Consider the following 24,171-nt stretch of genomic DNA (forward strand, 5'->3'; position numbering starts at 1 on the left):
TACCATTGCCGCTCAATCCGAACGAGCACCATGGCAAACGGCAACAAGACCTTCTATCTCCCCTGGATCGACGGCCTCAGGGCAGTCGCTGCTTTGTCAGTCGTCGTGCATCACAGCGATCTTCTGGCGGAGCCGTCGATCGCTGCGTTCAGGAATTTCCTCGGGTGGTTCGGGGTTGATCTGTTCCTTGTGCTAAGTGCGTTTCTTCTGTCACGCCTTCTGCTTATCGAACGAAAAACGACGGGCGACGTCAGCATCCTCAACTTCTATATTCGTCGGGCCTTGCGCATCTGGCCGCTCTATCTGTCATTCGTCACACTCGCACTGCTTTGGGGGCTGATTTGGGGCGATCAAGGCACTATGCAGCTGTTCGGCTGGTACGTGTCCCATCTGACCTTTACCCAGAACATCGAGGCGGCGTATCACGGATATACGCCGTTTCCGTTCTCGTCGCATTTGTGGACGATCGCGCTCGAAGAGCAGGCTTATTTGCTGATCCCCATCGCAACTGCAACGTACTTTTCGCGTGGTCACGTGCGAGGCTTGAAAATGGCGCTCGCTGCGGCGGCGGTAGGCTTTATGTTGATGCGTCTCGGTGTCGTGCTGATCGGTCGTAGTCATCCATTCGTATGGGTCTCACCGCTGAGAGCCGACACGTTTCTGTTCGGGATATTCATGGGCCTCGGCACTTCAGTCGGCGCATCGATGGATTTGCGGACGCGCAAGTCATTGCTTTCTGCTACTGCCGCTTTGCTGATACTCTCGGCGCTCGTATGGATGGGGCCGCCCGGTATCTCGCGAGTCTGCGAGGTAATTGGTTATCCCGTCATGGCGTTCGCGTGCTGTCTGATTGTCTACGCGGTCTCGATGTCATCGAAGCTGCGGGCAGCGTTCGGTTGCCGTCCTATGCGCCATCTGGGAAAGATCTCGTACGGGATCTATGTGTTCCACATTTTTGCGCTGACAGAGACCGCCAAAGTCCTGGATCAGCTTGAAGTGCATAACCGGTTCTCGAGATTCGCTGTCGCCGTCGTGGTCACGGTCTTGCTAGCGGACGCTTCGTATAGGCTTCTCGAGCGTCCTTTCCTGCTTTTGAAGAACCGTTTCACATCGGTACAGAGCCGCCCCGCCTGAAGTCGCAGGATAGACGCCCGCTTGCATATGCTGTGCTGACTCAGGCGAACGGGCGTCATGGTGGCATTGTGGGAGCTTAAGCTGCAACGCCAGGGTTCTCTTGCGTGCTCCCCTAGCCCATTCATTCGTGTCAACGCTGGCGCAAAAACAACTCTGCGCTGGAGTTTCCGTAATCTCGGGCAGTCGATGCGTCAACCCTGCCAGCGGGCCGATATTGCGGGAGCTCCCGGATCGCTTGCGTGACGGCCGAACTACCAGGCAAGTCTCTCTCGGTCGCGACGACCACATCGGCCGGGCAACTCTCGATGGCTCGTTTTACGGCCTTTTCGTCGAAGTGCAGCGTGACAGCCGTAACGGTCAGATTACTGACGCCGTAACACGGTGGGCGGAGACCGGTGAGGGGATACAGTATCAGCATCGCAGCGCTCGAACTCAGCGTGGCGTTGGCAGGAGCAACGCGTTTGATCTCATCGGCCAAGAGCAGATAGTTGCTATTCGGAATCGACTCGTCGGCCCAATATTTCCCGTGCGTCTCCTTGAGCGCGGGGTAGGTAAGTCCCCAAAAGATGCTGCGTTGAAAGTTGAGTTGAGGCCATACGAGCAGTAAGGAGACGCCAATGCACAAACAGCTACAAATGAGCTTTTGCGCCCGGCCAGCAAACTGGCAAGTGCTCCAACCCAAGCTCGTAATGCCGCACAGGCCGATCAGCGACCACGAGAAATGATAAGGAAAACCCAGTTTCGCGAGCGGTTCAACGAAGGGAATCAAGCTGACGGCGGCCCAAAAAACGAAAGGCTTCAGATATTCCGTTGTTCTTCCGCGAATCGACGCGATGACGATGCATGCTGTTGCCACCAAACTCATGACCAGCCCTGCGGCAGCAGCCTGCGCAGCGAGTTGCCCGCTCGACTTGAAGAGCTTCAATCGCAAATCGCCGAACGCTCCATAACCAGCGCCAGTGTCAACATAGCCGGCTATAAGGCTGGATACGCCGCCGGAGCCTCGAAGGGCGATTGCCAGGATAAGTATGAGTGATCCAGCCGCCAGCCCGCCTGCAACGTAGTGCTTCAGCCCGCGGGTGCCCCGCTCCACGAAGATGGTAACTGCCCCCAACACGGCGAAGAGAAGTAGCGTTTCCCGCAAAAGTACGCCGAGCGCGACGAGTACGCCCATGGCTAAGTACCTGGACGAACTGGCTTGCTGCTCGGACAAGAACAGGATCACCGCATAAAGCAACAGACACAGCGCTATGAAGAAGCTGTTCTTGAACCCATATTGAATGAATGCCGGGTGGTTCAGCAGCGCAAAAAACAGCGCGGTGATGAGCGCGCTCGCGGTCAGGCTTCCACTCAAACGTGCTGATATTCGCAGCATCAAGACGGCGGCCAGCGCGTCCGGAACGATATCGATCAGCCGAAAGGCAAAAATGGGATTGACGTTCAGCGAGTAGACGAAAGACGTCATTAACGGGTAGAGCATCAACATGCCGTCATTCGGAAGACGCAGGTCTTGCGATAATCGGTCATGAATAATCAGCGCGTAGTACCCGTAGATGCCTTCGTCCGTGGACGGATAGCCACCGACTACCGCCAGTCGCAGCACTACAACGACGAGCACGACGAACAAAGCGGCGGCGATTAGCCCTATGCGTTGGCTGTGTGCGCCTGACGTTGGTTCTGATCTCAATGTTACGCTGCGGTACATTCAGTCAATCCTGCTTTGACGCTAGATCTTTCATCAGGGCGAGATAGTCATCGTAGTCTCGGATATAGTCGGCTTCATTGTACATATCGGACGCAAGAATCAGCGCGACCGAGCCGGGATCGAAATTGACCTCTGCCGCCCAAATCAACGGGGGCACGTGCAGGCCCTTCCACGGCCGATTCAAATGGATGCGCGTGCGGTTCTTGCCGTCGTCGACCTCGACGTCGAAGCTGCCCGAGAGACAGATGATTAACTGATTCAGCGTATGGTGCGCATGCGCACCCCGGCTTTCTTCAGTGGGAACGTCGTATAAGTAGAAAACACGTTGGATCGCGAATGGCACATGTTTATCGCTTTCGATAAACGTAAGGTTGCCTCGTGGATCAGTGATCTTCGGCAGCTCGTAGAGCTTGCAGTCGGAAATGGCAGGCATAGTAGTCATGGACCTACTCACGGAAGATTGCGCGGGTGAGAATGAACATCGCGGGAACGGTCACACAAACGACGATGAGTGGCGCGACCTGCGTCGGAACGTGCAGCACATGTACGCAGAACCTCAATATACCTATTCCGATCGCATAGTTGATTAGATAAGCCAGCGGATATGACGCTGCGGTCCGTACGCTCAGATTCTTTTTGAATACCCATTTTGCGCTTAGCAGGTAACCCAACGCGATACCAGCCGCGTACGTGATTGTGTAGGCCCACGTGTAAGGAAGAAACTGCAGCAAAAGCAGGTAGAGGATGTAGGTGGCAAGCGTATTGATCACGCCCGAAACCAGGAATCGCTTGAACCTCATCTTTACCAGACCTGCTCGATGACCGTCTCCGGGCGCCGGTTCGTTTCTTCGAAAATCCGCCACAAGTACTCACCGATCAAGCCGAGCATGACAATCACGAGTCCCAGCATGAAAGAGATCAGAGAGACGATCGTCGCAAATCCAGGAACGGAAATGTTGTGAAGGAATGCGCCGATCACGACGACAAGCCCATAGACGAAACTGCACACCGAGATGACTGCGCCGACGCCCGAAATCACCCGGATTGGCGTGATTGAGAAACCCAGCATGATGTCGAGAAATGCTGAAAATTTCTTGGCAAACGTCCAACCGGACTTGCCGTGGCGACGTGCCGGGCGGTGATAGGTGATCACGCTCGGCTCGTAGCCCAGCCAATAAGCGAGGAGCGGCGTAAAAACTGATTTCGAACTGTTCAGAAGATGGGGCAATAGCGCCTTGTCCATCAGCGCCATGTCGTAACCGCCGTCGGGGTAGTCGCGAATGACGAGTGCCCGCAGCAATTTATAGTGAATACGCGAGAAGATCTTCGACACGACCGGATCATCTCGGGTTACGCGCTCGCAAATAACAAATTTGGAACCGGCCAGCCACCGGTCGACCATCTCATTGATCAGCCCAGGCGGGTCCTGCAGATCCGCAGCAACGACGATGAATGCGTCACCCGTCACGAAGCGGAAGCCCGTCTTCGAACAGTGAACCGCCCCGAAGTTGCGAGTCAGCTTGACGACAGTGGTGGCCGGCCGGGTGTTCTTGAACTCCAGCAGCAGTTCCAGGGAATTATCTTTTGAGCCGTCATCGACGAAGATAAGCTCAAGCAGAATATCGCGGGCGAGCAGGCCCTGTTCGAGCGCGACAAGCTGCGGGAATAGGTGCGGCAGGCTTCCGGCATTGAAGTACACCGGAACGATCAAGGATATTTTTTTCTGACTCACAATCTCAAATCGCCAATTCGTAATATTCGTGGGCTACACCGCCGCCGCCAAATTCGGACTTGAATCGGAACAGTCCGTCGTTCAGTACCTGGCCTGCTGATTCATTACTCGTTCCAAAGTCGAAATACCGTGCTCCACCAGCGCGGGCTTCTTCTATCGCGGCGCCAAACACCGCGTCGAGCGCGCTAACCTGATTGCCGCTCTCATTGGACGCGATGTATTGAGCGTGCCACACGTTCCTCGAGCAGAACAAAAGGACGCCCGCGATCACTTTTTCATCCATAACGGCACATCGAAGCTGGATCTCGTCGGGAAAGCGCGAGGCCAGCAGAGCGATTTCGTCGACCGTGTGAACCGGAACAGCCTCGTGGCGGCGCGCGAGCGTTTCGGTCAGAACCGCCCAGAATGCGGGCAGGTCATCGATAGCCGCGCGCAGCGTGACGGTCTTGCACGCCTTGCGCCTCGCACGCTTTCGACGCTCGCTCACGGGCCGCTGGTGCTGTAGATCGATCGTGCAGGACAAATCGCATCGAACGCGCTGCGCATCATGACGGAAAAGCGCATACACGTCGTCTTGCGAGGGAACCCGCGCGTAGATAAACGGGACCACTTTGTAGACCAGTTTGCGGATACCACGGTGGCGATAGTGATCCTTCAACGCGCCGATCGCGTCGATCATTCGTTGACCATGAAGCCATCCGGCGTGTGCAATGCCGCCGTATGTTGCGCCCGGATGACTCACGACGATGTCCGAATCGCCGGCCGCCTTCGCCGCTGGAAACAGACCCACCAAACGCCCCTCGTTCATTAGCAGGACGGAAGCGTCTTCGAAGCGTGCACCGTGATATGACAGAAAGCGTCGCGTGTGCAACAGCGTTGCATTGTCGCATTCGCGACACCAGTCATCCCATGCTTGTGCGTGTTCAGCGCTGTAGTCGACGATATTGATGTTCACTTGATCAGTTCCGCGACACCGAAGCCCGTCACGCCGAAATCGTTGCCGTTGTAAAAGCAGAAAGTCTTGTCGCCAGCATTGACCACCGCCGCGTATTCGACCGTCTCGTTGTCCCAGCCGGATGCGGAAACGTCCAGTCCCATCTGTTCGTCCAGCCGCGTCCAGTGCCGGCCATCGGGCGATTCGGCGTAGCCCATCCGATAACCCAGCGGCTGCTTCTTCCTCACGCTATAGAACATCTGGTAGCCATCATGCTTCTTGACAACGTAAGGCCGGCCGAACCCGTGTTCGACATCGCGATTCATTTCGAAGACGCGACTGCCCGCCTCGGGCCATATGACCCCATCCGCGGACTCCAGGTAATGGAGGTCGTAGACCGGCATGGCTTTTCCTTCCAGCGTCTCCCATTCGCTTCCTGCGACGTACCACATGCGGTAAACGCCGCCTTCGGCCATGACAAATGGGCCGCCACGAATATGCAGCTCATGTGGCGATCTTTCCAGAATCGGCGTAGCTCGAAGACGTTGGAACGTCTCGCCGCCATCGTGACTGATGGCAAGTCCAGTCAACAAGCGGTAGCGGATTTGATGGCAAATCTCAAAGCCGACGTAGTACATTGCCAACGTGCCGTCTGGAAGCGCGAGCACGCATGTCTGGAATACACCATTGTCGTCAAAGGCACCCGGTACGCCAACGTCGAGGACAGGGTCCGGCGATACGCGGAGCACGCGCGTTGGATCGCCGGCGTCAACGTCGACGAAGCCAATGCGGCCAATACCTTTTTCGTCACGCCCTTGCACGTAGATGCGCAATGTGCCGTCGTCCAGAAACAGCGGCGTCGGACACGATGCATGGGATCGGGCCCACCAAAGGTCACCGGTCGGGCACCAGACGACGCCCAGCTTTCTCCATTCCATTTTTAGTCCGCGCGTACTTTGAAGAAGCGGCGAGCGCTTACTCTTGCGGGTTCGCTTTTGACACCGCCGTAGAGCTTGTCAGGTTCCGTGTCACTCGAGATCGAAACGCCGGGTCCGATCCAATTGCTTTCGCCAATGTTGACGTTATTGCTGACCGTCGAGTTGACACCCATGAAGGTATGGCGCCCTATCGTACAAAACCCGGAAATCACGACTTGCGACGAGATGAAGCAGTGACTGTCCACCTTCGTATGATGCCCGATGTGATTGCCGCTCCAGAGCACGACATTGTCCTCAATACGGACAAACGGCTGGACGGTATTGTTCTCGAAGATAAAGCAATGTTCGCCGATCGACGCGTTTGGCCACACGAACGCTTTCGAACTGATATAGCTTGCGGGCTTGTAGCCTTTCGCCTTGCACGTTTCATAAAGGCGCGCACGCAGCCGGTTCAGTTGCGAATAGACAATTGCCGCATAGAAGTCGACCCGCTCGGGCGGATAAAGCTCTTCGAGCCGCTCCAGCGGCACCACCGGCAAATCGAACAGGCGGTCGCGCGTCATGAATTCCGATTCGACGGCGAAAGCGACCACGTTGTACTCCGAGTCGTGCGTGAAGTACTCGTACGCAACTTCGGCGAATGCACTGTCGCCAACGATAACCAGGTCTCGGGTCTTTTCCATTTGCGTCGCTTTTACGGTCGTTGGATCAAGATGTCTTCGCGGCGATTCGCCATGGGCAACGCTCGCCCTTGCGGCAGCACGTAGGCATCGAACCCAGCGGATCGCGCCCGCTCAAGAATCGAGAAGACGACGGAGTCATCGATCTGGTCATGCTCGATCTGATTGAAGCTTACGACCGGATCGTCGGCGGTGCGCATGAACTCCTTGTGGAAACGGACGCCCGTTTCGCTGGAGAAGAAACGTTTGCGCTTGGATACATTCGGTATGTCGCCAATCAACATCTGACCTCCCGGCGCCAACAAGGACAGCGAATCGTCGAGGAAACGGAAGAACGGTGCCTCCAGCACGATGTATTGCAGAACGCTATAGCAGAGAATGACATTTGCCGTCTCTCTGAGTCCGTCGATGACGCCAGGGCAATCGGGGTAGCGCGCTGCAACCTTCGTGATGAATGGCCGATCGTCCAGTTGCTGCAACATTTCCTCGCTATCCACCAAAGTGAGCAAATGGCCGTTCTTCTCGCAAAGACCTATCAGCATGCCCGGAAGATCGCTGCATCCAGGGCCGATGTCGAGCACGTTCTGTTTCGGAAGTTGCAGGTTGTCCAGTTTGCCGACGATGTCCGCGAAAATGTGACTCTCGAAACCTTGACGATAGTCGTCCGGAAATCCGATCCGCTCGTATTTCGACAACGAGTCGTCGCTCGCGAGCCGCCGGAAATCGTCGAAGCCGATCTGCGATGTGCGGTTCTTTGGTTGATTCATTGCGCGGACTCACGTGCGAAATAAGCACAAACGGATTCGATGACACGATCCACCTGCGCCTCGGTCATTCCCGGGAAGCACGGCAACGTGACGATCTCGGCCGCGCTCTGTTCCGTCACCGGCAAATGTTGACGGGGTGAAGCGGACCGGCTTGTGTAAGCGGTCTGCCAATGATCGGGAATCGGATAATGCACTTCCGTTGCGATCTGCTGTTCGCCAAGATACGCGCGAAACGAATCACGGTCGCGCACGCGAATGACGTAGAGATGGGCAACGTAATCCGCATCCACGGATGAAGCGATCCTGGCCGGTAGATCTTTGAAGGCGGCGTTGTATCGCCGCGCCACGGCTTTACGTTGCGAATTCCAGTCGTTCAGGTGCGGCAACTTCTCGCGCAGGATCGCCGCCTGCACTTCGTCCATACGGCTATTTCGGCCGCCCGCCAGCTCTACACTGTATTTGGCGTTCCAGCCGTACTGACGCAGCATCTTCAGCTTCTCTGCGATCGCCGGGTCCGAACATACGGCTGCACCGCCGTCACCTAGTGCGCCCAGGTTCTTGGTCGGATAAAAACTGAAACAGCCAATTGCGCCAAAGCTTCCCGCAATACGCCCCGCGCGCATTGCGCCATGAGCTTGCGCACAATCTTCGATGACAGGAACGCCGGCTTGTGCGGCAATCGCTACGAGTTCTTCGATAGCTGCGAGTTGTCCGTACAGATGCGTAACGAGAATCGCCTTGGGCTTCTCGCGCGAAAGCAGGTCGCGAAGGGCGGCCGGCGACATGTTCAGCGACGAAGCATCGACGTCGACGTAAAGGGCGCGCGCTCCAATCGCATTGACCGCCGTGCTGCCGTAAAAACCCGCGTTTGCCACGAGCGCCACGGAATCGTTGGACGTTACATCTAGAGCCCGCAACGCGAGTTCCAGCGAGTCGGTTCCATTAGCAAGTGCAACGCAGGTATCGACGCCGATATACGCGGCGAACTCCCGCTCGAAGTTTGTCACTTCATTGCCGAGGATGAACCAGTGACTGTTCGCCACGCGGTTGAACGCACCAGCCAAATCGATGCCGCGATTCGAGGCTTCAATGGAAAACAGAGGGACCTTGCCGGCCATAGCGCGCGTACCTCCGCAATGTGATTTACGCCATCACACGCGAGCGGTGCGATGACTTTGATTAAGTTGTTACCGTGTGAAGTGTGCCCGAATCAGATCCGAGAAGGTGACGACGGCAAACGCCTATCATAACTCATGGCGAATGTCGATGTCACGTTTGAAAGGTATTGGGCAGACGCTGGGGAGACGGGTCGTGAGCTTAGATTTCGATGTCACGCGACAGCGAGATAGGATGCGCCGCGCGATCACGATCCAACCCCGAGTCGGACGGCGGATGGAAATTGCTGCGCGGCACTCAGCGCGACGGCAAGCAAGGCCGCAGCATATCAGATACTGACAAGGGGACGATCGCCCGAATCAACCGCGAGCAACTTATCAAGTGCCGGCAGAACGCGGCAAGCTTTGATGCGGAAAAAAACTCCTTCTAACTCCTCTCGCGCTCATCGGGCATATGCCGCCGCATAAAAACGTCGATGCCATCCACGCGCGACGAGGCAAACGCCCTAACCACCACGACACCAACGATACCCAAAACAACCACCACGGCCGGAATCTCGAACAAGGTCATATCCACGACAAACCTCCTCATAAACCAGGAGTAGCCACGTCGTACTGCATCGTCGCGGCTACCACTCACACTCCCAGTCTACGAAGGCGGACCTCAGCCACCAAACGAGCATTTTTCATCGATATGTGAGAAATATTTGCAGTAGCGCCGCCCCGGCGCCACCGCCTTCTCAGTGCCGCTCAGGAAAGCGCAACTTCGAATGATTGCGACCATAAGAAATATAAATGGTCATCCCGATCACAAGCCACACGACAAGCCGCACCCACGTGACGAGCGGCAGCCCGGCCATCAGCAACAGACAAAACAGGATCCCCAGAACCGGCACGATCGGTACACCGGGAACCCGGAACGGGCGTGTAGCATCAGAGTCACTGCGCCGCAAATAGATCACCGCGCCGCACACAAGAATGAACGCGAACAAAGTGCCGATGCTAACCATCTCCCCCAACACGCTGATCGGAGTGAGCGCCGCCACGATCGCGACGACCGTGCCAATCAGAATCTGACTCAGATGAGGCGTCTGAAGACGCGGATGAACTCGTGCAAAAAGAGGCGGTAGCAAGCCGTCCGTCGACATCGTGAAGAAGATGCGGCTCTGCCCGTACAGCAGCACAAGGATCACAGTGGTCAGTCCTGTCAGCGCACCGATCTTGATCAGAATCGAGAACCAGTTCAGGCCAATCGCATCCACGCCCTTGGCGATCGGATCAGGAACATTCAGTTCAGCGTACGGTACGAGTCCAGTGAGAACACCCGCGACGAGGATGTACAAAATGGTGCAGATGATCAGCGACCCCAGAATGCCGATCGGCATGTCCCGTTGCGGTTTTTTCGCTTCCTGTGCGGCAGTGGAGACCGCATCGAATCCGATGAACGCGAAGAACACCACGGCCGAGCCACGCAGAATCCCGCTCATGCCGAAGTTACCGAACTCGCCAGTATTCGCGGGAATAAACGGATGCCAGTTCGCCGGCTTGATGAAAAACACGCCGAGCGCGATAAAGGCCACCACCACGGTCAGCTTGACCGCCACCATGACGTTGTTGAGCCGTGCTGATTCCTTCGTACCGAGCACGAGCATGGTGGTGAGAATGGCGATGATCACGATCGCGGGCAAATTGATGATGCCTGTCGCGGTGGTGCCATCGGGTAGCTTGATGATGGTGCCGGGTGCGGTGGCTAGATCGGGCGGGATATTGATCCCCACATTATGCAGCAAGCTCACGATATAACCGGACCACCCGACCGCGACAGTGGCGGCTCCCATCGCGTATTCGAGGATCAAGTCCCAGCCGATGATCCACGCAAAAATTTCACCCAGCGTGGCATACGTGTAGGTGTAACTGCTGCCGCATACGGGCAACATCGCTGCCAGCTCCGAATAGCAGAGGCCGACGAACGCGCACGCAATGCCACCGAGTACGAATGACAGGATGATGCTCGGGCCGGCGAATTGCGCCGCGGCGGTGCCGGTCAGAACGAAGATGCCGGCGCCGATGATCGCGCCAATGCCCATCGCCGTGATGCTGGTTGCGCCGAGTGTTTTCGATAGTGCGTGGCCTTCTTCCGCGTCGGCGCTTCCTACAATATCGGCGACGGATTTTCGTGCCATGTAGCTCGTATCAGCCATGATGAGTCGTCCCGTTCAAATGGTGTTGGGCACGAGCCGACTCGGTTTGCTTCGGCTCGCGGAGCACGACAAAAACATCTGTTACTGAAGACTAGCGGGTAAAGAAAAGAGAAATAGCAAATTCAGTGTATTCCGAATTAAAAGTAAAGTGAATATTTGATTCTCTCGCGCCTGCGGACGAGGCTTTTGTTCGCGTTCTTATGCATTCCTCAAATCTCCACGCGTGCCCCCAACTCAATCACTCGATTAGCCGGCAGCTTCAGATAAGCCGCAACGTTACCCACGTTATGCAACATGACTGAGAACAAACGCTCTCGCCACATCGCCATGCCGCTATCACGAGTGGGCACCAAGGTCGCACGGCTAAGGAAGTAGGAAGTCTCCGCCGGCTCGAATGTCAAACCTTGCGACTTACAAATTTCAAGCGCGCGCGGCAAGTCGACCTCGTCCATGAAACCATACGTGATCGTGACCTGGTAGCAATCCGAATCTAGCGGGTGCACACTCACGCGCTCACTCGTAGGCACCCACGGTATCTCCTCATTGTTCACGGTCACGAAAACGACACGTTTGTGCAGCACGCGGTTATGCATCAAATTGTTGATCAACGAATGCGGCACGCCATCAGGATCGGGCGATAGAAAGATTGCCGTGCCACCGCATCGCATCGGCGAGTCCTTCAACAACGTGGCCAGATAGGGCTTGAGCGGCATCGTCCCGGCCCTCACGCGCGCTTCGGCGCGCATCATCTCCCAGCCTCGTCCCCAGGTCGCCATGATCGTGTAGATGATCAGCCCGACGAGGAGCGGGAACCAGCCGCCCTGCATGAGCTTCAGCAGATTCGCGGAGAAGAACGCCGCGTCGATCACGAAGAAGAAACCGGTCGCAAACACGCATAGCAGCCAGTTGTAATGCCACGCGTAGCGAATGACGAAGAACGTCAGGATCGTCGTAATCAGCATCGTGCCGGTGACAGCGATACCGTACGCGGAGCCGAGCGCCGTGGATGAACCGAAGCCGAGCACAGCCGCCACGACGGCGGCCAATAACGTCCAGTTGATGCCTGGCACGTAGATTTGCCCCATTTCCCTTTCCGACGTGTAGACGACATTCATGCGCGGCAGAAAGCCGAGTTGCATCGCCTGCTTCGTCATCGAATACGTGCCGGAGATAACGGCTTGCGACGCGATTACGGTCGCGATCGTCGAAAGCACGATCATCGGATACAGCGCCCATTGCGGAAACAGTTTGTAGAACGGATTTTGCAGCGCGCCCGGATCGGCAAGCAGCAACGCGCCCTGCCCCAGATAGTTCAACGCAAGCGCGGGAAACACGAGGCCGAACCACGTCAGCCGGATCGGCCTCGCGCCGAAATGTCCCATGTCCGCATAGAGCGCTTCCGCGCCGGTCAAGGACAGAACGACCGCACCCAAAGCAACGAACGCCAGCCACCGATGATGCAGGCAAAACGCCAGCCCCGCGAGCGGATTGAGCGCGACGAGAATCGCGGGCGCGCGCATCAAGTTGATGACGCCCACCACGGCAAGCACGATGAACCAGAGCACCATCACCGGTCCGAACACGATGCCGATACCGGCTGTGCCGCGCTTCTGCATCAGGAACAATGTGACCAGCGCAACCAGCGTCACGGGAATCACACAGGTCTTGAGAAACGGTGCGGCGACCTGAAGACCTTCGACCGCGCTCAACACCGAGATCGCCGGCGTGATCACACTGTCGCCGTAAAAGAGTGCTGCACCCATGATGCCGACACCCAGCAACATATGGCGCAAGCGCGGCCGCGTGGCAACCGACGACGCGGCCAGCGCCAGCAGCGCCATGATCCCACCTTCGCCGTGATTGTTCGCGCGCAGAATCAACGTGACGTATTTGAGCGAGACGACGACGATCAGCGACCAGACGATCAGCGAGACAATGCCGACCACGTTCAGCGCGTTGAGCGACAGTCCGTTGACTGGATCGAACACCGTCTGCAGCGTATAGAGTGGACTGGTGCCGATATCGCCATACACCACACCCAATGCTGCAAGCGCGAGTGCGGGCATCGCCGGCCGCTGATGCCCGCGCCCGCCGGAATGGCCCGCATCGGGCGCGGCGGATACTGACTGGCTCATGTCTCGCTCCAGTTTCGCGTTCTCGCGGTGCAACAATTGGCATAGGCCGATGCACGTGCGGAACCGATTCATGCTTTTGTCAGGCCTCGTTTTTTTCGAGGAGTCGCCTGCGTCCCCCACGCAACAGTCAGCGCCGTCGAAGCAACTTCCGTACGAGGAACGGGCGTCCCGTTGCCCTATCGCCGGACGCGCACTCGTATTGTTCTGATGTTTTGCGTACCTGCCTTCCGCGAACGTGACCTGTCTCTTTTCCTGAAGGACGGTGTGCCACTAATTCAACATATACCATCGGCCGATTGCCACGCTACTGATACATGAAGTGGCGACAGATTTATTTCGTCTCCACATACGCGAGGTGCGATTCGCATTACATAAAGCTTTCGATGTGATATGCTCGCCCCTGTCTTTGGGGAGTAGCCGGCTTCTACCCAGAAGCGCCTGCGTCAACATTCTCGGTCGCGCAGACCGTGGTGCAGGTAGCCCTTTGGTTGGCAAGACCATCGACACACCTCGCGACCGGTCGGGCGCGGAGGTGTGTCGCGGTTTTCCGCCCGACCTCGAGCCCTCCTCTCATGAATCCTGTCGCAACGCTGTTCCTTGCTTTCGCCATGTCCACCGACGCCTTTGCGGCCGCAATCGGCAAAGGCGCCACGCTCAAACGTCCTCACTGGCGTGAGGCTGTCAGGACGGGACTCATCTTCGGCGTCATCGAAGCGCTGACACCCCTGGTCGGATGGTTCCTCGGCAAAGCTGCAGCGCAATACGTTTCCGCATGGGATCACTGGATCGCGTTTGCGCTGTTGTTGGTCCTCGGCGCCCGCATGGTTTTCAATAGCTTTGCCGCCAAGGAAATCGAGGCGGCGAAGCCGTCGACGCATTCGTTCTGGTTGCTGGCGCTGACCGGCTTCGCCACGAGTATCGATGCCATGGCGGTCGGTGCGGGCCTCGCCTTCGTGGACGTCAACATCTATTCCACTGCCGCCGCGATCGGGCTCGCCACCATGACAATGGTCACGATCGGTGTGATGCTTGGCCGTGTCATCGGGCATGTGGCCGGCAGGCGTGCGGAGTTGGCGGGTGGCGTCGTGCTGATCGGTATTGGCAGCACTATCCTGGCTGAGCATCTGAAGATCATCGGCTAGACGGTGGTTGACGGCCGCCGGCTGCTCTCCACCTCTTGCGGCGCAATCGACGACTGGCGCGCGCGCCGCCTGTATCATGGCGGGCTTGCGTCCGACCTGAAGTCCGCGCAAACGCATCCACCCACGACAACCCAGAGGAAGATTGGCATGACGGCCGCAACGCAATTCGATCAGGTTTCCATTGTTAAACGAGCCAACGTCTACTTCGACGGCAAGTGTGTCTCGCACACCGTTCTCTTTGCCGACGGTACGCGCAAAACGCTTGGCGTGATCCTGCCCGGCGCGCTCAACTTCGGCACTGATGCGCCGGAACTCATGGAAGTGCAGGCCGGCCAATGCCGCATCCGCCTCGAAGGCAGTGACGAGTGGAAGACGTATGGTGCGGGCGAGTCGTTTTCGGTGCCCGGGAAAAGCCGCTTCGATATCGACGTGATCGAAACACTCGACTACGTCTGCAGCTATCTGTAAAACGTGTCGCGTCGTACGACGTTGGTACGGCGCGCGCATTCAAGCGTGTGATTGATGATCGCCGGTTGGGCATGAGCCACAACCCAACCGACGAAGAGACGATTCCGAATCGAAGTTTCCGTTGAGATCAACGGCGCTTCATCTTGATCACGCGCGAAATCTGACCAAGCGTAAAGCCCGTGTTCTGCACGTACTTGGCGTAGTCGATCGGAGCAGTAAACGATTCCTCGGTGACGTAATCGCCCATGTAACGGAATCGATCAGTCGCTGTTCGGACAAAAACAGGCAGTGGGTCGGTCTGTCGCGCGAGCGTTCGGCCTGCCGCTCGTGCAGCGGCGCTGCCATCGCAGACGATCACATCCGGTGCATACGGGTTGAGATCCTGACGCAATCGCGCAGCGACGACCTTGCCGCCCTTCACGGGCAAGAATGCCTGTTTGCATCCTCCCGTCACCCGATGAATATCTTCCCGAGAATACTCTTTTCCAATATCAAACATGATTTTTCTCCCAAGAATGACGCCTGGCTTTAAAGCAGTGGCATCAAGCGGAGCGATGATATCGGCCTGTACCTAAATCCCTTGTATAAAGCATGAGCTTCTTGATAAAGAAGGCATGCTGGTTGAGCGAAACAGCGAGACATGCGCCACAGATTGACCTGGCTGCATCCGGGACTCGTCGCGCGTTTCGATACGCCGTATTAACAGCATTCACCCTGCGGTTATATACGTTCGTTATACGGTTGATGACAGAATCTCGAGGTGACACCGAGCGAGGTTTCGTAGACGGTTGCCGCAAGCGCTTGTAGGAAGACGCCGAGGTATGTAGAGGGCGAAAACCGCACGAAGTGTATGGATCGCCCAGACGCCGAGGCTATGTTTCTACGAGCGCTTGCGTCAACGTTGCGCTACTGATGACGCGTCATTTATCTCTCACTCACTCCGCCACGCACTGACGCGTCTCGACGCTGCTCAACATCGCTTCAAAACCCTCGATGGGAATCGGGCGGCAGAAATAATAGCCCTGATACGCGTAGCATCCCGCTGCCGCGAGGAAATCCCGCTGAGCCTCCGTTTCGACTCCTTCGGCGATCACGCCCAAACCGAGGCTGCGCGCCAGTGCCACGATGGTCCTGGCAATCACAGCGTCGTTGGGATCGACGAGCACGTCTCGCACGAATGAGCGGTCGATTTTCAACTGGTCCAACGGCAGGCGCTTCAAATAGGACAGCGACGAATAGCCGATGCCAAAGTCGTCCAGTGCGAAGACAATGCCTTTCGCTTTCAGCGCGCCCATCTTCTCGATGATGTCCTGCACGTTGTCGACCAACACGCTTTCCGTCAGTTCCAGTTTCAACCTGTCGGGCCGCGCGCCGGTTCGAGCGATGATCGTCAATACGTTGTCCACGAAGTCAGCTTCGCGGAACTGCTGGGCGCTGACGTTGACCGCAATCGTGAGATGCGCCATATCCGGCCGCGCAGCCCATTGCGCCAGTTGCGCGCAGGCAGCCTCCAGCACCCAGCTTCCCAGCGCAAGGATCAATCCGGTTTCTTCGGCCAGCGGAATGAACTCGGCAGGCGGCACGACACCGCGCTGCGGATGCTGCCAGCGCACCAGCGCTTCCGCGCCGGTTACACGAGTACCGACGACCTGCGCCTGATAATGGAGCAGAAACTGATTGTCCTCGATTGCATTGCGCAACCCCGCTTCCAGCGCGGCGCGCTGCACCACGACGGTCTGCATGTCCGGATCGAAGAAACGCACGGCATTGCGTCCTCTTTCCTTGGACTTGTACATCGCGAGGTCGGCCTGCTTGAGAAGCTCGTCGATCGACGCTTGATGCCCTCTGAACACGGTGGCGCCGATGCTCGCGCTAGTGCGGTATTCGATTTTGCCAAGGTGATAGGGACTACCCAGAACGGCGAGAATTCTTTCGCCCACGGCCTCCGTCTGGTTGGCCGCTTCCTGCCGGTTCTTGTGCAGGTTGCCGAGCACCACCACGAACTCGTCGCCGCCCACTCTGGCCACCGTGTCGCTCTCAAGCACGCTGTCCGCCAGACGCTGCGCGACTTGCTGCAGCAGCAGATCGCCTTTGTCGTGACCCAAGGTATCGTTCAACGTCTTGAAGTGATCCAGGTCGATGAACAGCAAGGCGCCACACGCTTCGTTCCGCGCGCTGGCCGTGATTGCCTGCCTCAGGCGATCCAGCAACAGGGTGCGATTGGGCAACCGGGTCAGTGCATCGAAGAAGGCCAATTCCTTGATTCGCTCTTCCGCGATCTTGCGTTCGGTAATGTCGTGATGCGTGCCGACATAGTGACTGACGATTCCGTCGTCGCTCATCACGGCGGAGATCGTGAGCCATTTCGGATACACCTCGCCGTTCTTGCGGCGATCCCAGATTTCCCCTTGCCACCCACCGGCGCGATGAATCGCTTCCCACATCTCCTGAAAGAATGCGGCGTCATGGCGGCCGGAGCGCAGCACGCGCGGTGTCTGGCCCACGATTTCCTCGGCCGTATAGCCGGTGCATTCGGTGAAAGCCGAGTTCACGCGCAGAATGGTGGCGCTCGCGTCGGTGATCATCATCGGCTCCATCGAGTCGAAGGCGACAGCGGCAATTCGCAGTTCAGCCTCGACCTGTTTGCGCTCGGTAATGTCGCGGCCGCTCGTGCGAAAGCCGATGAACTTGCCCTTGGAATCGGTAATCGGAACCCAGGACGCGGACAGCCACATGAGCGAGCCGTCCTTGCGAACGCAGCGAAACTCGAGGTCGTCGCCGCGCAAGCCTTGTAGTGCCTTCTGAAACTCGGGTGCAACGCGGGGAATGTCCTCGGGACAAATCACGGTGCCGGCAAAGTCCGGCATTGTCATGCACTCGTCGACGGTATATCCGATGTACGCCTCCACCGCCGAATTGATCCAGCGCGGCTTGCCGTCGGGTCCCCACCAGATTTCCCAGTTGACCGTACAGTCGGCAATCGCGCGGAATTTCTCTTCGTTCTCGCGCAATTCTTTTGTCATTGCCGAGGCAAGCCGCATCGCGCGGCCGCGGCCGGTCATCATCAGCCAGGTGAGCAGCGCCAGCAACAGGCTGAGGCCTGTGCCGGTGCTGGCAATCGGGAGCGCGGCGTTGCGGCCGAAGCGAGCCTTGAAGTCGTCCTGGGCGCTCATCGACAGTGTCCAGTCATGTCCGCCGACAACCAGATATTCGTTGGCCGACATATCCGCAGCCAGATGATGACCGGGCGCCTCAGGCGTTTTGTGCAACAGCGCGGCGGCCGACGTTTCGACGCCATCGTATATAGCGATCGTGAGGCCGGGCGGTTGCTCGCCGTACAGGCTGGCAATGACATCGTGCATGCGGAACGAGGCATAGACCCAGCCGACCAGGTGCGCGCGGCGCTGGGCGACGCTATCTTGCGGCTGGCCTCGTGCGTAGATCGGCAGGTACATGATGAATCCGGGGCGAGCGTTGCCGGCGTCCACCGACAGACGGACTTTCCCGGAAAGGGTCGCCATGCCGGAATCGCGCGCCTGTTCCATGGCGCGCCGCCGCACAGGGTCGGCCCATGCATCGAAACCGGGCGCCGCCCGATTGATGCCGACGGACGGCTCGCGCTGGATGATGGGCGCGTAGTTCTCGCGCGAGCCTTTGGGCTCGATCGCGTAGTCGGGCAACCCTTGCCGGCGGAGAGCCGCAATATGCTCGACCTTCTGCGTCGCCGGTACCCACGCGACGATGCCGATGGCCTGGATACCAGAGAAGTTGGCGTCGAGATTGAGCGTGCCGACGTAGTCGCGGAACTGATCGCGGTCGATCTCTCCACTAGCGGCGAACAGGCTTTGCACGCCGCGTAGCAGGAGTTCATACGTGCCCATGCGCTGCTCGATCCGGCTGACCGCATCGCCCATGGAATAGTTGAACTGGGATAAGAGTTCATGACGGGCGGCTTCCCGCTCATGGTCCCAAAGCATCCACGTCACGCTGAGCGCCGCGGACAGGACCAATAGCGGAAGCAGGACGAGGCGCGCCCAGTTCACGGCTGCGTCTTGAAATCGACCATCGAATCGGCGAGGTCAGGTTTGAAATATTTCTCGAAGATGCGCCGAACCGTGCCGTCCGCGCGCATCTCATTCACCAGGGCGCGCCACTTTTCGCGCTCGGCCGGCGGCAGTGCCTTCTTCGACATGATGAGGCCGTGACGAACGGCGGGGTCGTCGAATTCCACGATGGTGGTCACGTCGCGGATTTTCTTTTCATCGATCGCAGGGTAATCGAAAGGCTCGATGATCATGCCTTGAATGCGCCGGAGAATGAGCGCCTGATACAGCGGATCCAGACCGCCGGCCTGGCTGACGCGGTTTTCGGCCGACAACTTGTCGACCAGACGGTTGGCCGACTCACTGTAGCGGAAGCTGCGGATCACGCCGAGCTGAAACTGGTCGTTGTGCTCGAAATCGGATAAACGATGGATTCCAGCGTCCTTGCGCACCAACAGATAGTACTTGTTGCTGAAGTACCAGGCGAAATCCGCGTACTCATTGCGCTCGTCGTTGGCAATGCCCGACAGGCTGAAATCCAGTCCGCCGGATTCAATCAGCTTCCAGATCCGGGCCCGCGACATCAGGCTGACTCTGATCTGGCAACCGCTGCGGCGGATCAACTCGTCAGCGAAGTCTTTGTCGATCCCGGTGTCCGTGTCGACGGAATAGAGCAGACCGTGATCGTGTAAAGCTAGCGTAAACGAACGCGAACATTCGGGACCCGCGGCCATAGCGCTACCCATGCAGCTTAGCGCCAGTAGCAAACCCCCGAGGCAATGTCGAATCACAGTGTCTCCGTCGTACGAAGATGACTTGAGTACCACATTCAATTTTCCCAGCAATGACGCCGGCGACGCGATCCTGCTATTGGGTCACTTTGAATGCGGCTAATTAGATGCCATTTTTTTTGCGGACTGGCCAGCATACACCTGTCCGGCCGGGACAGCGGAACATTCAAACCGTAGGCGCTCTTCTCGCAATATCGGCAATGCGCTGCTGTTCTTGAGGGGATGGTTGTTATTTTTTGAGTGGAAGCGGATTCTGTCGGTTTGGAGAATTCCGATGATCAGACGGCTGCTTACGATTACCGCGGTATTAGCGGGCGTTGTCATGGCGACTCCGGCTCGCGCTGACGCAGGTTCCGACAAGGCCGCCATCACGGACCGGCTGCGAGGCTGGGCAGAGGCATTCAACGCCCGCAATGCAGCGGGCGTCTGCGATGTGTTCGCGCCTGACCTGGTTTCAACAGTCCCTGAAGTGCTCGATGGTAACCGGGATACGCTCTGCACGAAGCTCGCCGCGCTGCTGGCGAAGCCCGAGTTGACTCTTCACTACGATAGCCCGGACATCCGCGAGATCATCGTTTCCGGGGATATCGCCGTAGTGCGGCTGTTCTGGACGCTGACAGCACGCAAGGGTGCTGAGCAAAGCGTGACGCACGAGGCAGGGATGGATATTTTTAAGCGGCAACCGGATGGCAGGTGGTCCATCGCGCGGTTCATGTCGTTCAGCACGACGCCGAATAGTGTTCTTCGGTGAGCGTTCGGTTGATGCACGCGCCAACCTGGTGCCGACCGAACCCCGCCCTCCGCCCTCCGCCCTCCGCCCACCAAGCACACTCCACCAACCAATGGCACTATTGCCCCCACCCTGCTAGATTTCTACTCAGCCGAATCATTGATCGGGAGAGTTCGATGGCCGACAGACCGACTTCCAACGCCTCCACATTCCGTTCGCTAGTCCTGATTGCAATCGTCGTGATCGCGCTGGTCGCGGCCTTCGCCTTTACGGCCGGCTGGCTCTCGCCGGGGCGCCTGACGCCGGCGAAGATCGTCAACGGTCTGGCGCCGCCGGGCGGCGCAGCGCTCGGCTTCCGGCGCAATCACGCCAAGGGCATCTGCTTTACTGGCAGCTTCGAATCGAATGGCGGAGCTGCGGCCCTGTCCAAGGCGCCGATGTTCGCGCCTGGCTCGTACCCGGTCACGGGACGTTTCAACCTCGCTACGGCGGATCCCAAAGCGCCGGACGCCACGGTCCGGGTGCGGGGCCTCAGCCTGCGCATCGTCGCGCCGAATGGAAGCGAATGGCGCACGGCGATGATCGACGCTCCCTTCTTCCCGGTCGCCACGCCGCAGGCGTTCTACAGTCTGCTTCAGGCCTCGGCCAACGAGAGCGATCCGAACGCCATGAAGAATTTTATCGCCGCACACCCGGAGTTCGGCACGTTTGTCGGGTGGGCCGGCAGCGCGCCGTGGACGGCCTCGTACGCGCAGGACCGGTACAACAGCCTCAATAGCTTCATCTTCACCAATGCCGCGGGAGAAGACCAGGCCGTGCGCTGGTCCTTCGTGCCCACCGCGCAGCCCGAGGCGGTATCGCCTGACCAGTTGAAGACGAAAGGCGCCGACTTCCTCGCCGCGGATATCACGCAGCGGGTGCAAAGCGCGCCGCAACGCTGGACTTTGGTCGTCACCGTCGCCAATCCCGGCGACCCGACCGCTGACCCCAGCAAAGCCTGGCCGGAAGATCGGCGCAAGGTAGACGCGGGGACGCTGGTGGTCAACGCCATCGAGCCCGAGGCCAACGGGCCGTGTCGCGATCTCAACTTCGATCCCACCGTCCTGCCGTCGGGCATGCACGTCTCGGACGATCCGTTTCCGGCCGCGCGCTCAGCCGCCTATTCCGTATCGTTCAACCGGCGGACCGCCGAGGATAAGGACTATCCGCGCCATCCGGGAGGAGCCACGCCATGAGCCCGATTCACGATCGCTTCACACCGCTGCAACGCGCGCTTCACTGGCTCATGGCGATTTGCATTCTGGCGATGCTGTTCATCGGCGTCGGGATGGTGTCCACTGTTCGCCCGGATTATCTTTCTCTGGTGTCCATCCACAAGCCGCTGGGCATCGTGATTCTCGTGCTGGCGCTGATTCGGCTGGTGGTGAGGTTAACTCGGGGCGCCCCGCCGCTGCCAGCGTCGATGCCGGAACCGATGAAACTCGCCGCGCGCCTGTCCCACCTCGCGTTCTACTTACTGATGATCGGGCTTCCGCTGATCGGCTGGGGCATGCTGTCGGCCGCGGATTATCCGGTCGTGGTGTTCGGAATGCATTTGCCGTCCATCCTGCCGCATAGCAACGGTTTGCACACGCTGCTGTGGAACGCGCATAGGACGCTCGCGCTGTGCTTCTTCGCGCTGATCGTGCTGCACCTGGCGGCGGCGCTTCTGCATGCGCTAGTGAGACGTGACGGTGTGTTCGAAGCGATGGCGCCCTGGTCGAAACGGTGAGATGTACGCCTCCAAAGATTGAAACGATGCGGGCGACCTGAACAGGCCGCCCGCATCAAACCCTCTCGTGTTACCGCATCGCCACCTTTACCGCACCTTCCCCTGTTTCCACGCAGTCAGCAGTTGGTCGTACTTGACTGTCTCGCCTTTCGGCTTCTCGTTCGCCAGCTTCTTCCACGGTGCGTGCTGATCCGACAGCCATTTCGCCGGATCGCTTTCCGGATTCAACTCCGGCGCGCAAACCTTCATCCCCGCGCGCTGCAAACGGGCCAGCACCTGGTCCATTTCCTTCGCCAGATTGTCCATTGCGGCTTGCGGCGTCTTTTCGCCGGCGACGGCCGTCGCGACGTTCTTCCACCACAGTTGTGCCATCTTCGGATAATCGGGCACATTGTTGCCGGTCGGCGTCCAGGCGACGCGCGCCGGACTTCTATAGAACTCGATCAGTCCGCCGTACTTGTCCGCGTTCTTCGTAAAGTAGTCGCTATGAATATCGGAATCGCGGATGAACGTGAGACCGGTAATCGACTTCTTCAGCGAGACGGTTTTGGACGTGACGAACTGCGCGTATAACCACGCGGCGGCACGCTGGTTCGGCGGCGTCGACTTGAAGAAGGTCCACGAACCGACGTCCTGGTAGCCGTTCTGCATGCCGTCCTTCCAGTACGGACCGTGCGGCGATGGCGCCATCCGCCACTTCGGCGTGCCGTCCGCGTTGGTCACGTTGCCGGGTTTCAGCATCGAAGCGGTAAATGCGCTGTACCAGAAGATCTGCTGGGCGATCTTGCCTTGCGCCGGTACCGGTCCCGCTTCGTTGAACGTCATCCCCGAGGCTTCGGGCGGCGCGAACTTCTTCAGCCAGTCGATGTATTTGGTGGTCGCGAACACCGCGGCTGGACTATTCGTGCCGCCGCCGCGCGAGACCGACGCGCCCACCGCATGGCAGCCGTCCGGCGTGACACGCACGCCCCATTCGTCGACCGGCATGCCGTTCGGAATGCCCTTGTCGGCTTCGCCCGCCATCGACAGCCACGCATCGGTAAAGCGCCATCCCAACGACGGGTCTTTCTTGCCGTAGTCCATGTGCCCATAGACTTTTTCGCCGTCAATGTTCTTGACGTCGTTCGTGAAGAATTCGGCAATGTCCTCATACGCGGACCAGTTCACCGGCACGCCGAGATCGTATCCGTACTTCGCCTTGAACTTGTCCTGCAGATCCTTGCGCGCGAACCAGTCGGCGCGGAACCAATAAAGATTGGCGAACTGCTGGTCGGGCAACTGATAGAGCTTCTTGTCCGGCGCGGTCGTGAAACTGGTGCCGATAAAGTCCTTGATGTCGAGACCGGGGTTCGTGTACTGCTTGCCTTCGCCGGCCATATAGTCGGACAGCGGCATGATCACGCCATAGCGGTAATGCGTGCCGATCAGATCGGAATCGGAAATCCAGCCGTCGTAAATGCTCTGACCGGATTGCATCGAGGTCTGCAGTTTTTCGACGACGTCGCCTTCCTGGATGATGTCGTGCTTGACGGAAATGCCGGTGATTTCGGTGAACGCTTTGGCGAGCGTTTTCGATTCATACATGTGCGTGTCGAGTGTTTCGGACACCACGTGCACCTCTTTGACGCCAGCCGATTTCAGCGTCGCAGCGGTGTCGATGAACCACTTCATCTCGTCCATCTGCTGCTGCTTCGACAGCGTGCTCGGCTGGAACTCGCTGTCGACCCACTTCTGCGCTTCGGGCGTGCCGGCGATCGCTGCGTGGCTCGTCAAGCCAGTCGCGACGACCCCTGCCACGGCGAGCGTGACGATTCGTCTCCTCTGTTGCATGGCTTTCTCCTGTGTCTCCGCACCCCTTGGATCAACTGCCGAGGTCCGCCCGGGG

General features: G+C 58.4%; 23 protein-coding genes and 1 riboswitch. Of the genes, 7 read left to right on the forward strand and 16 right to left on the reverse strand.

The window, feature by feature from the left end:
• The first annotated feature begins 30 nt into the window (after positions 1-30).
• Positions 31-1,134, forward strand: a complete 1,104-nt coding sequence (locus tag P0D73_RS11025) for an acyltransferase family protein (RefSeq protein WP_408178564.1) — start codon at positions 31-33, stop codon at positions 1,132-1,134.
• Between the two features lie 130 nt (positions 1,135-1,264).
• On the opposite strand, the gene P0D73_RS11030 is transcribed toward P0D73_RS11025, so the two are convergent.
• From P0D73_RS11030 to P0D73_RS11070, 9 genes are all read right to left on the reverse strand, one after another.
• Positions 1,265-2,839: a glycosyltransferase family protein gene (locus P0D73_RS11030; RefSeq protein ID WP_408178563.1), complete on the reverse strand. Its 1,575-nt coding sequence runs from the start codon at positions 2,837-2,839 to the stop codon at positions 1,265-1,267.
• A 4-nt stretch (positions 2,840-2,843) separates the two neighbouring features.
• The gene (locus tag P0D73_RS11035) at positions 2,844-3,281 is read right to left on the reverse strand and encodes a sugar 3,4-ketoisomerase (protein ID WP_408178562.1); all 438 of its coding nucleotides are present in this window, start codon (positions 3,279-3,281) and stop codon (positions 2,844-2,846) included.
• Between the two features lie 4 nt (positions 3,282-3,285).
• Entirely contained in the window at positions 3,286-3,639 is a 354-nt protein-coding gene (locus P0D73_RS11040) for a GtrA family protein (RefSeq protein WP_132383866.1), read from the reverse strand.
• A 2-nt stretch (positions 3,640-3,641) separates the two neighbouring features.
• On the reverse strand, positions 3,642-4,550 hold the full coding sequence (locus P0D73_RS11045; protein WP_408178561.1) for a glycosyltransferase family 2 protein: 909 nt from the start codon (positions 4,548-4,550) through the stop codon (positions 3,642-3,644).
• Between the two features lie 25 nt (positions 4,551-4,575).
• The gene (locus P0D73_RS11050) at positions 4,576-5,250 is read right to left on the reverse strand and encodes a GNAT family N-acetyltransferase (protein ID WP_408178560.1); all 675 of its coding nucleotides are present in this window, start codon (positions 5,248-5,250) and stop codon (positions 4,576-4,578) included.
• 272 nt (positions 5,251-5,522) lie between these two features.
• The gene (locus P0D73_RS11055; protein WP_408178559.1) at positions 5,523-6,338 is read right to left on the reverse strand and encodes a glycoside hydrolase family protein; all 816 of its coding nucleotides are present in this window, start codon (positions 6,336-6,338) and stop codon (positions 5,523-5,525) included.
• 107 nt (positions 6,339-6,445) lie between these two features.
• Positions 6,446-7,126 carry an acetyltransferase gene (locus P0D73_RS11060; RefSeq protein ID WP_408178558.1) on the reverse strand — a complete coding sequence of 227 codons (681 nt, stop codon included), beginning with the start codon at positions 7,124-7,126 and terminating at the stop codon, positions 6,446-6,448.
• An 11-nt stretch (positions 7,127-7,137) separates the two neighbouring features.
• The gene (locus P0D73_RS11065; protein WP_408178557.1) at positions 7,138-7,890 is read right to left on the reverse strand and encodes a class I SAM-dependent methyltransferase; all 753 of its coding nucleotides are present in this window, start codon (positions 7,888-7,890) and stop codon (positions 7,138-7,140) included.
• The gene (locus P0D73_RS11070; RefSeq protein WP_408178556.1) at positions 7,887-9,008 is read right to left on the reverse strand and encodes a DegT/DnrJ/EryC1/StrS family aminotransferase; all 1,122 of its coding nucleotides are present in this window, start codon (positions 9,006-9,008) and stop codon (positions 7,887-7,889) included. The genes P0D73_RS11065 and P0D73_RS11070 overlap by 4 nt, the downstream gene beginning before the upstream one ends.
• Positions 9,009-9,289: 281 nt before the next feature.
• Between P0D73_RS11070 and P0D73_RS11075 the strand changes: the two genes are divergently transcribed.
• Entirely contained in the window at positions 9,290-9,436 is a 147-nt protein-coding gene (locus P0D73_RS11075) for a hypothetical protein (RefSeq protein ID WP_408178555.1), read from the forward strand.
• On the opposite strand, the gene P0D73_RS11080 is transcribed toward P0D73_RS11075, so the two are convergent.
• From P0D73_RS11080 to P0D73_RS11090, 3 genes are all read right to left on the reverse strand, one after another.
• Positions 9,433-9,582 carry a hypothetical protein gene (locus P0D73_RS11080; RefSeq protein ID WP_181309363.1) on the reverse strand — a complete coding sequence of 50 codons (150 nt, stop codon included), beginning with the start codon at positions 9,580-9,582 and terminating at the stop codon, positions 9,433-9,435. The genes P0D73_RS11075 and P0D73_RS11080 overlap by 4 nt on opposite strands.
• Positions 9,583-9,745: 163 nt before the next feature.
• Positions 9,746-11,206 carry an amino acid permease gene (locus P0D73_RS11085; RefSeq protein WP_408178554.1) on the reverse strand — a complete coding sequence of 487 codons (1,461 nt, stop codon included), beginning with the start codon at positions 11,204-11,206 and terminating at the stop codon, positions 9,746-9,748.
• Positions 11,207-11,415: 209 nt separating this feature from the next.
• A complete protein-coding gene (locus tag P0D73_RS11090) occupies positions 11,416-13,341 on the reverse strand; it encodes a potassium transporter Kup (protein WP_408178553.1) in 1,926 nt (641 codons plus the stop codon).
• Between the two features lie 396 nt (positions 13,342-13,737).
• Positions 13,738-13,904: riboswitch (yybP-ykoY riboswitch) on the forward strand.
• 9 nt (positions 13,905-13,913) lie between these two features.
• Between P0D73_RS11090 and mntP the strand changes: the two genes are divergently transcribed.
• Both mntP and ppnP read left to right on the forward strand, forming a co-directional pair.
• Positions 13,914-14,483: a manganese efflux pump MntP gene (mntP, locus tag P0D73_RS11095; RefSeq protein WP_408178552.1), complete on the forward strand. Its 570-nt coding sequence runs from the start codon at positions 13,914-13,916 to the stop codon at positions 14,481-14,483.
• Positions 14,484-14,630: 147 nt separating this feature from the next.
• On the forward strand, positions 14,631-14,951 hold the full coding sequence (gene ppnP, locus P0D73_RS11100) for a pyrimidine/purine nucleoside phosphorylase (RefSeq protein ID WP_116122394.1): 321 nt from the start codon (positions 14,631-14,633) through the stop codon (positions 14,949-14,951).
• Positions 14,952-15,078: 127 nt separating this feature from the next.
• On the opposite strand, the gene P0D73_RS11105 is transcribed toward ppnP, so the two are convergent.
• The 3 genes from P0D73_RS11105 to P0D73_RS11115 form a co-directional block, all read right to left on the reverse strand.
• The gene (locus tag P0D73_RS11105; RefSeq protein ID WP_408178551.1) at positions 15,079-15,450 is read right to left on the reverse strand and encodes a DUF6697 family protein; all 372 of its coding nucleotides are present in this window, start codon (positions 15,448-15,450) and stop codon (positions 15,079-15,081) included.
• Positions 15,451-15,886: 436 nt separating this feature from the next.
• Positions 15,887-18,994, reverse strand: a complete 3,108-nt coding sequence (locus tag P0D73_RS11110; protein WP_408178550.1) for a bifunctional diguanylate cyclase/phosphodiesterase — start codon at positions 18,992-18,994, stop codon at positions 15,887-15,889.
• Entirely contained in the window at positions 18,991-19,740 is a 750-nt protein-coding gene (locus tag P0D73_RS11115) for a substrate-binding periplasmic protein (protein WP_408178549.1), read from the reverse strand. Before P0D73_RS11115 ends, P0D73_RS11110 begins: the two co-directional genes overlap by 4 nt.
• Before the next feature lie 319 nt (positions 19,741-20,059).
• On the opposite strand from P0D73_RS11115, the gene P0D73_RS11120 reads away from it, so the two are divergent.
• The 3 genes from P0D73_RS11120 to P0D73_RS11130 all read left to right on the forward strand — a co-directional run bounded on the left by P0D73_RS11120 (position 20,060) and on the right by P0D73_RS11130 (position 22,286).
• Entirely contained in the window at positions 20,060-20,536 is a 477-nt protein-coding gene (locus tag P0D73_RS11120) for a YybH family protein (protein ID WP_408431340.1), read from the forward strand.
• Positions 20,537-20,691: 155 nt separating this feature from the next.
• A complete protein-coding gene (locus P0D73_RS11125) occupies positions 20,692-21,750 on the forward strand; it encodes a catalase family peroxidase (protein ID WP_408178547.1) in 1,059 nt (352 codons plus the stop codon).
• Entirely contained in the window at positions 21,747-22,286 is a 540-nt protein-coding gene (locus tag P0D73_RS11130; protein WP_408178546.1) for a cytochrome b, read from the forward strand. Before P0D73_RS11125 ends, P0D73_RS11130 begins: the two co-directional genes overlap by 4 nt.
• Positions 22,287-22,373: 87 nt before the next feature.
• On the opposite strand, the gene P0D73_RS11135 is transcribed toward P0D73_RS11130, so the two are convergent.
• Positions 22,374-24,116: an ABC transporter substrate-binding protein gene (locus P0D73_RS11135; protein WP_132383831.1), complete on the reverse strand. Its 1,743-nt coding sequence runs from the start codon at positions 24,114-24,116 to the stop codon at positions 22,374-22,376.
• Between the last annotated feature and the right edge of the window lie 55 nt (positions 24,117-24,171).

Origin of the sequence: Paraburkholderia sp. RL18-101-BIB-B (assembly GCF_046026985.1) — a bacterium.
Lineage (GTDB): Bacteria > Pseudomonadota > Gammaproteobacteria > Burkholderiales > Burkholderiaceae > Paraburkholderia.

Bases quoted from the DNA above. Each gene is read 5' to 3' on its own strand.
- mntP (WP_408178552.1), top strand. From the start codon at position 13,914: ATGAATCCTGTCGCAACGCTGTTCCTTGCTTTCGCCATGTCCACCGAC.
- P0D73_RS11135 (WP_132383831.1), bottom strand. From the start codon at position 24,116: ATGCAACAGAGGAGACGAATCGTCACGCTCGCCGTGGCAGGGGTCGTC.
- P0D73_RS11130 (WP_408178546.1), top strand. From the start codon at position 21,747: ATGAGCCCGATTCACGATCGCTTCACACCGCTGCAACGCGCGCTTCAC.
- P0D73_RS11050 (WP_408178560.1), bottom strand. From the start codon at position 5,250: ATGATCGACGCGATCGGCGCGTTGAAGGATCACTATCGCCACCGTGGT.
- P0D73_RS11070 (WP_408178556.1), bottom strand. From the start codon at position 9,008: ATGGCCGGCAAGGTCCCTCTGTTTTCCATTGAAGCCTCGAATCGCGGC.
- P0D73_RS11025 (WP_408178564.1), top strand. From the start codon at position 31: ATGGCAAACGGCAACAAGACCTTCTATCTCCCCTGGATCGACGGCCTC.
- P0D73_RS11115 (WP_408178549.1), bottom strand. From the start codon at position 19,740: ATGGGTAGCGCTATGGCCGCGGGTCCCGAATGTTCGCGTTCGTTTACG.
- P0D73_RS11065 (WP_408178557.1), bottom strand. From the start codon at position 7,890: ATGAATCAACCAAAGAACCGCACATCGCAGATCGGCTTCGACGATTTC.
- P0D73_RS11085 (WP_408178554.1), bottom strand. From the start codon at position 11,206: ATGGCTGATACGAGCTACATGGCACGAAAATCCGTCGCCGATATTGTA.
- ppnP (WP_116122394.1), top strand. From the start codon at position 14,631: ATGACGGCCGCAACGCAATTCGATCAGGTTTCCATTGTTAAACGAGCC.
- P0D73_RS11120 (WP_408431340.1), top strand. From the start codon at position 20,060: ATGATCAGACGGCTGCTTACGATTACCGCGGTATTAGCGGGCGTTGTC.
- P0D73_RS11090 (WP_408178553.1), bottom strand. From the start codon at position 13,341: ATGAGCCAGTCAGTATCCGCCGCGCCCGATGCGGGCCATTCCGGCGGG.
- P0D73_RS11035 (WP_408178562.1), bottom strand. From the start codon at position 3,281: ATGACTACTATGCCTGCCATTTCCGACTGCAAGCTCTACGAGCTGCCG.
- P0D73_RS11060 (WP_408178558.1), bottom strand. From the start codon at position 7,126: ATGGAAAAGACCCGAGACCTGGTTATCGTTGGCGACAGTGCATTCGCC.
- P0D73_RS11040 (WP_132383866.1), bottom strand. From the start codon at position 3,639: ATGAGGTTCAAGCGATTCCTGGTTTCGGGCGTGATCAATACGCTTGCC.
- P0D73_RS11105 (WP_408178551.1), bottom strand. From the start codon at position 15,450: ATGTTTGATATTGGAAAAGAGTATTCTCGGGAAGATATTCATCGGGTG.
- P0D73_RS11030 (WP_408178563.1), bottom strand. From the start codon at position 2,839: ATGTACCGCAGCGTAACATTGAGATCAGAACCAACGTCAGGCGCACAC.
- P0D73_RS11125 (WP_408178547.1), top strand. From the start codon at position 20,692: ATGGCCGACAGACCGACTTCCAACGCCTCCACATTCCGTTCGCTAGTC.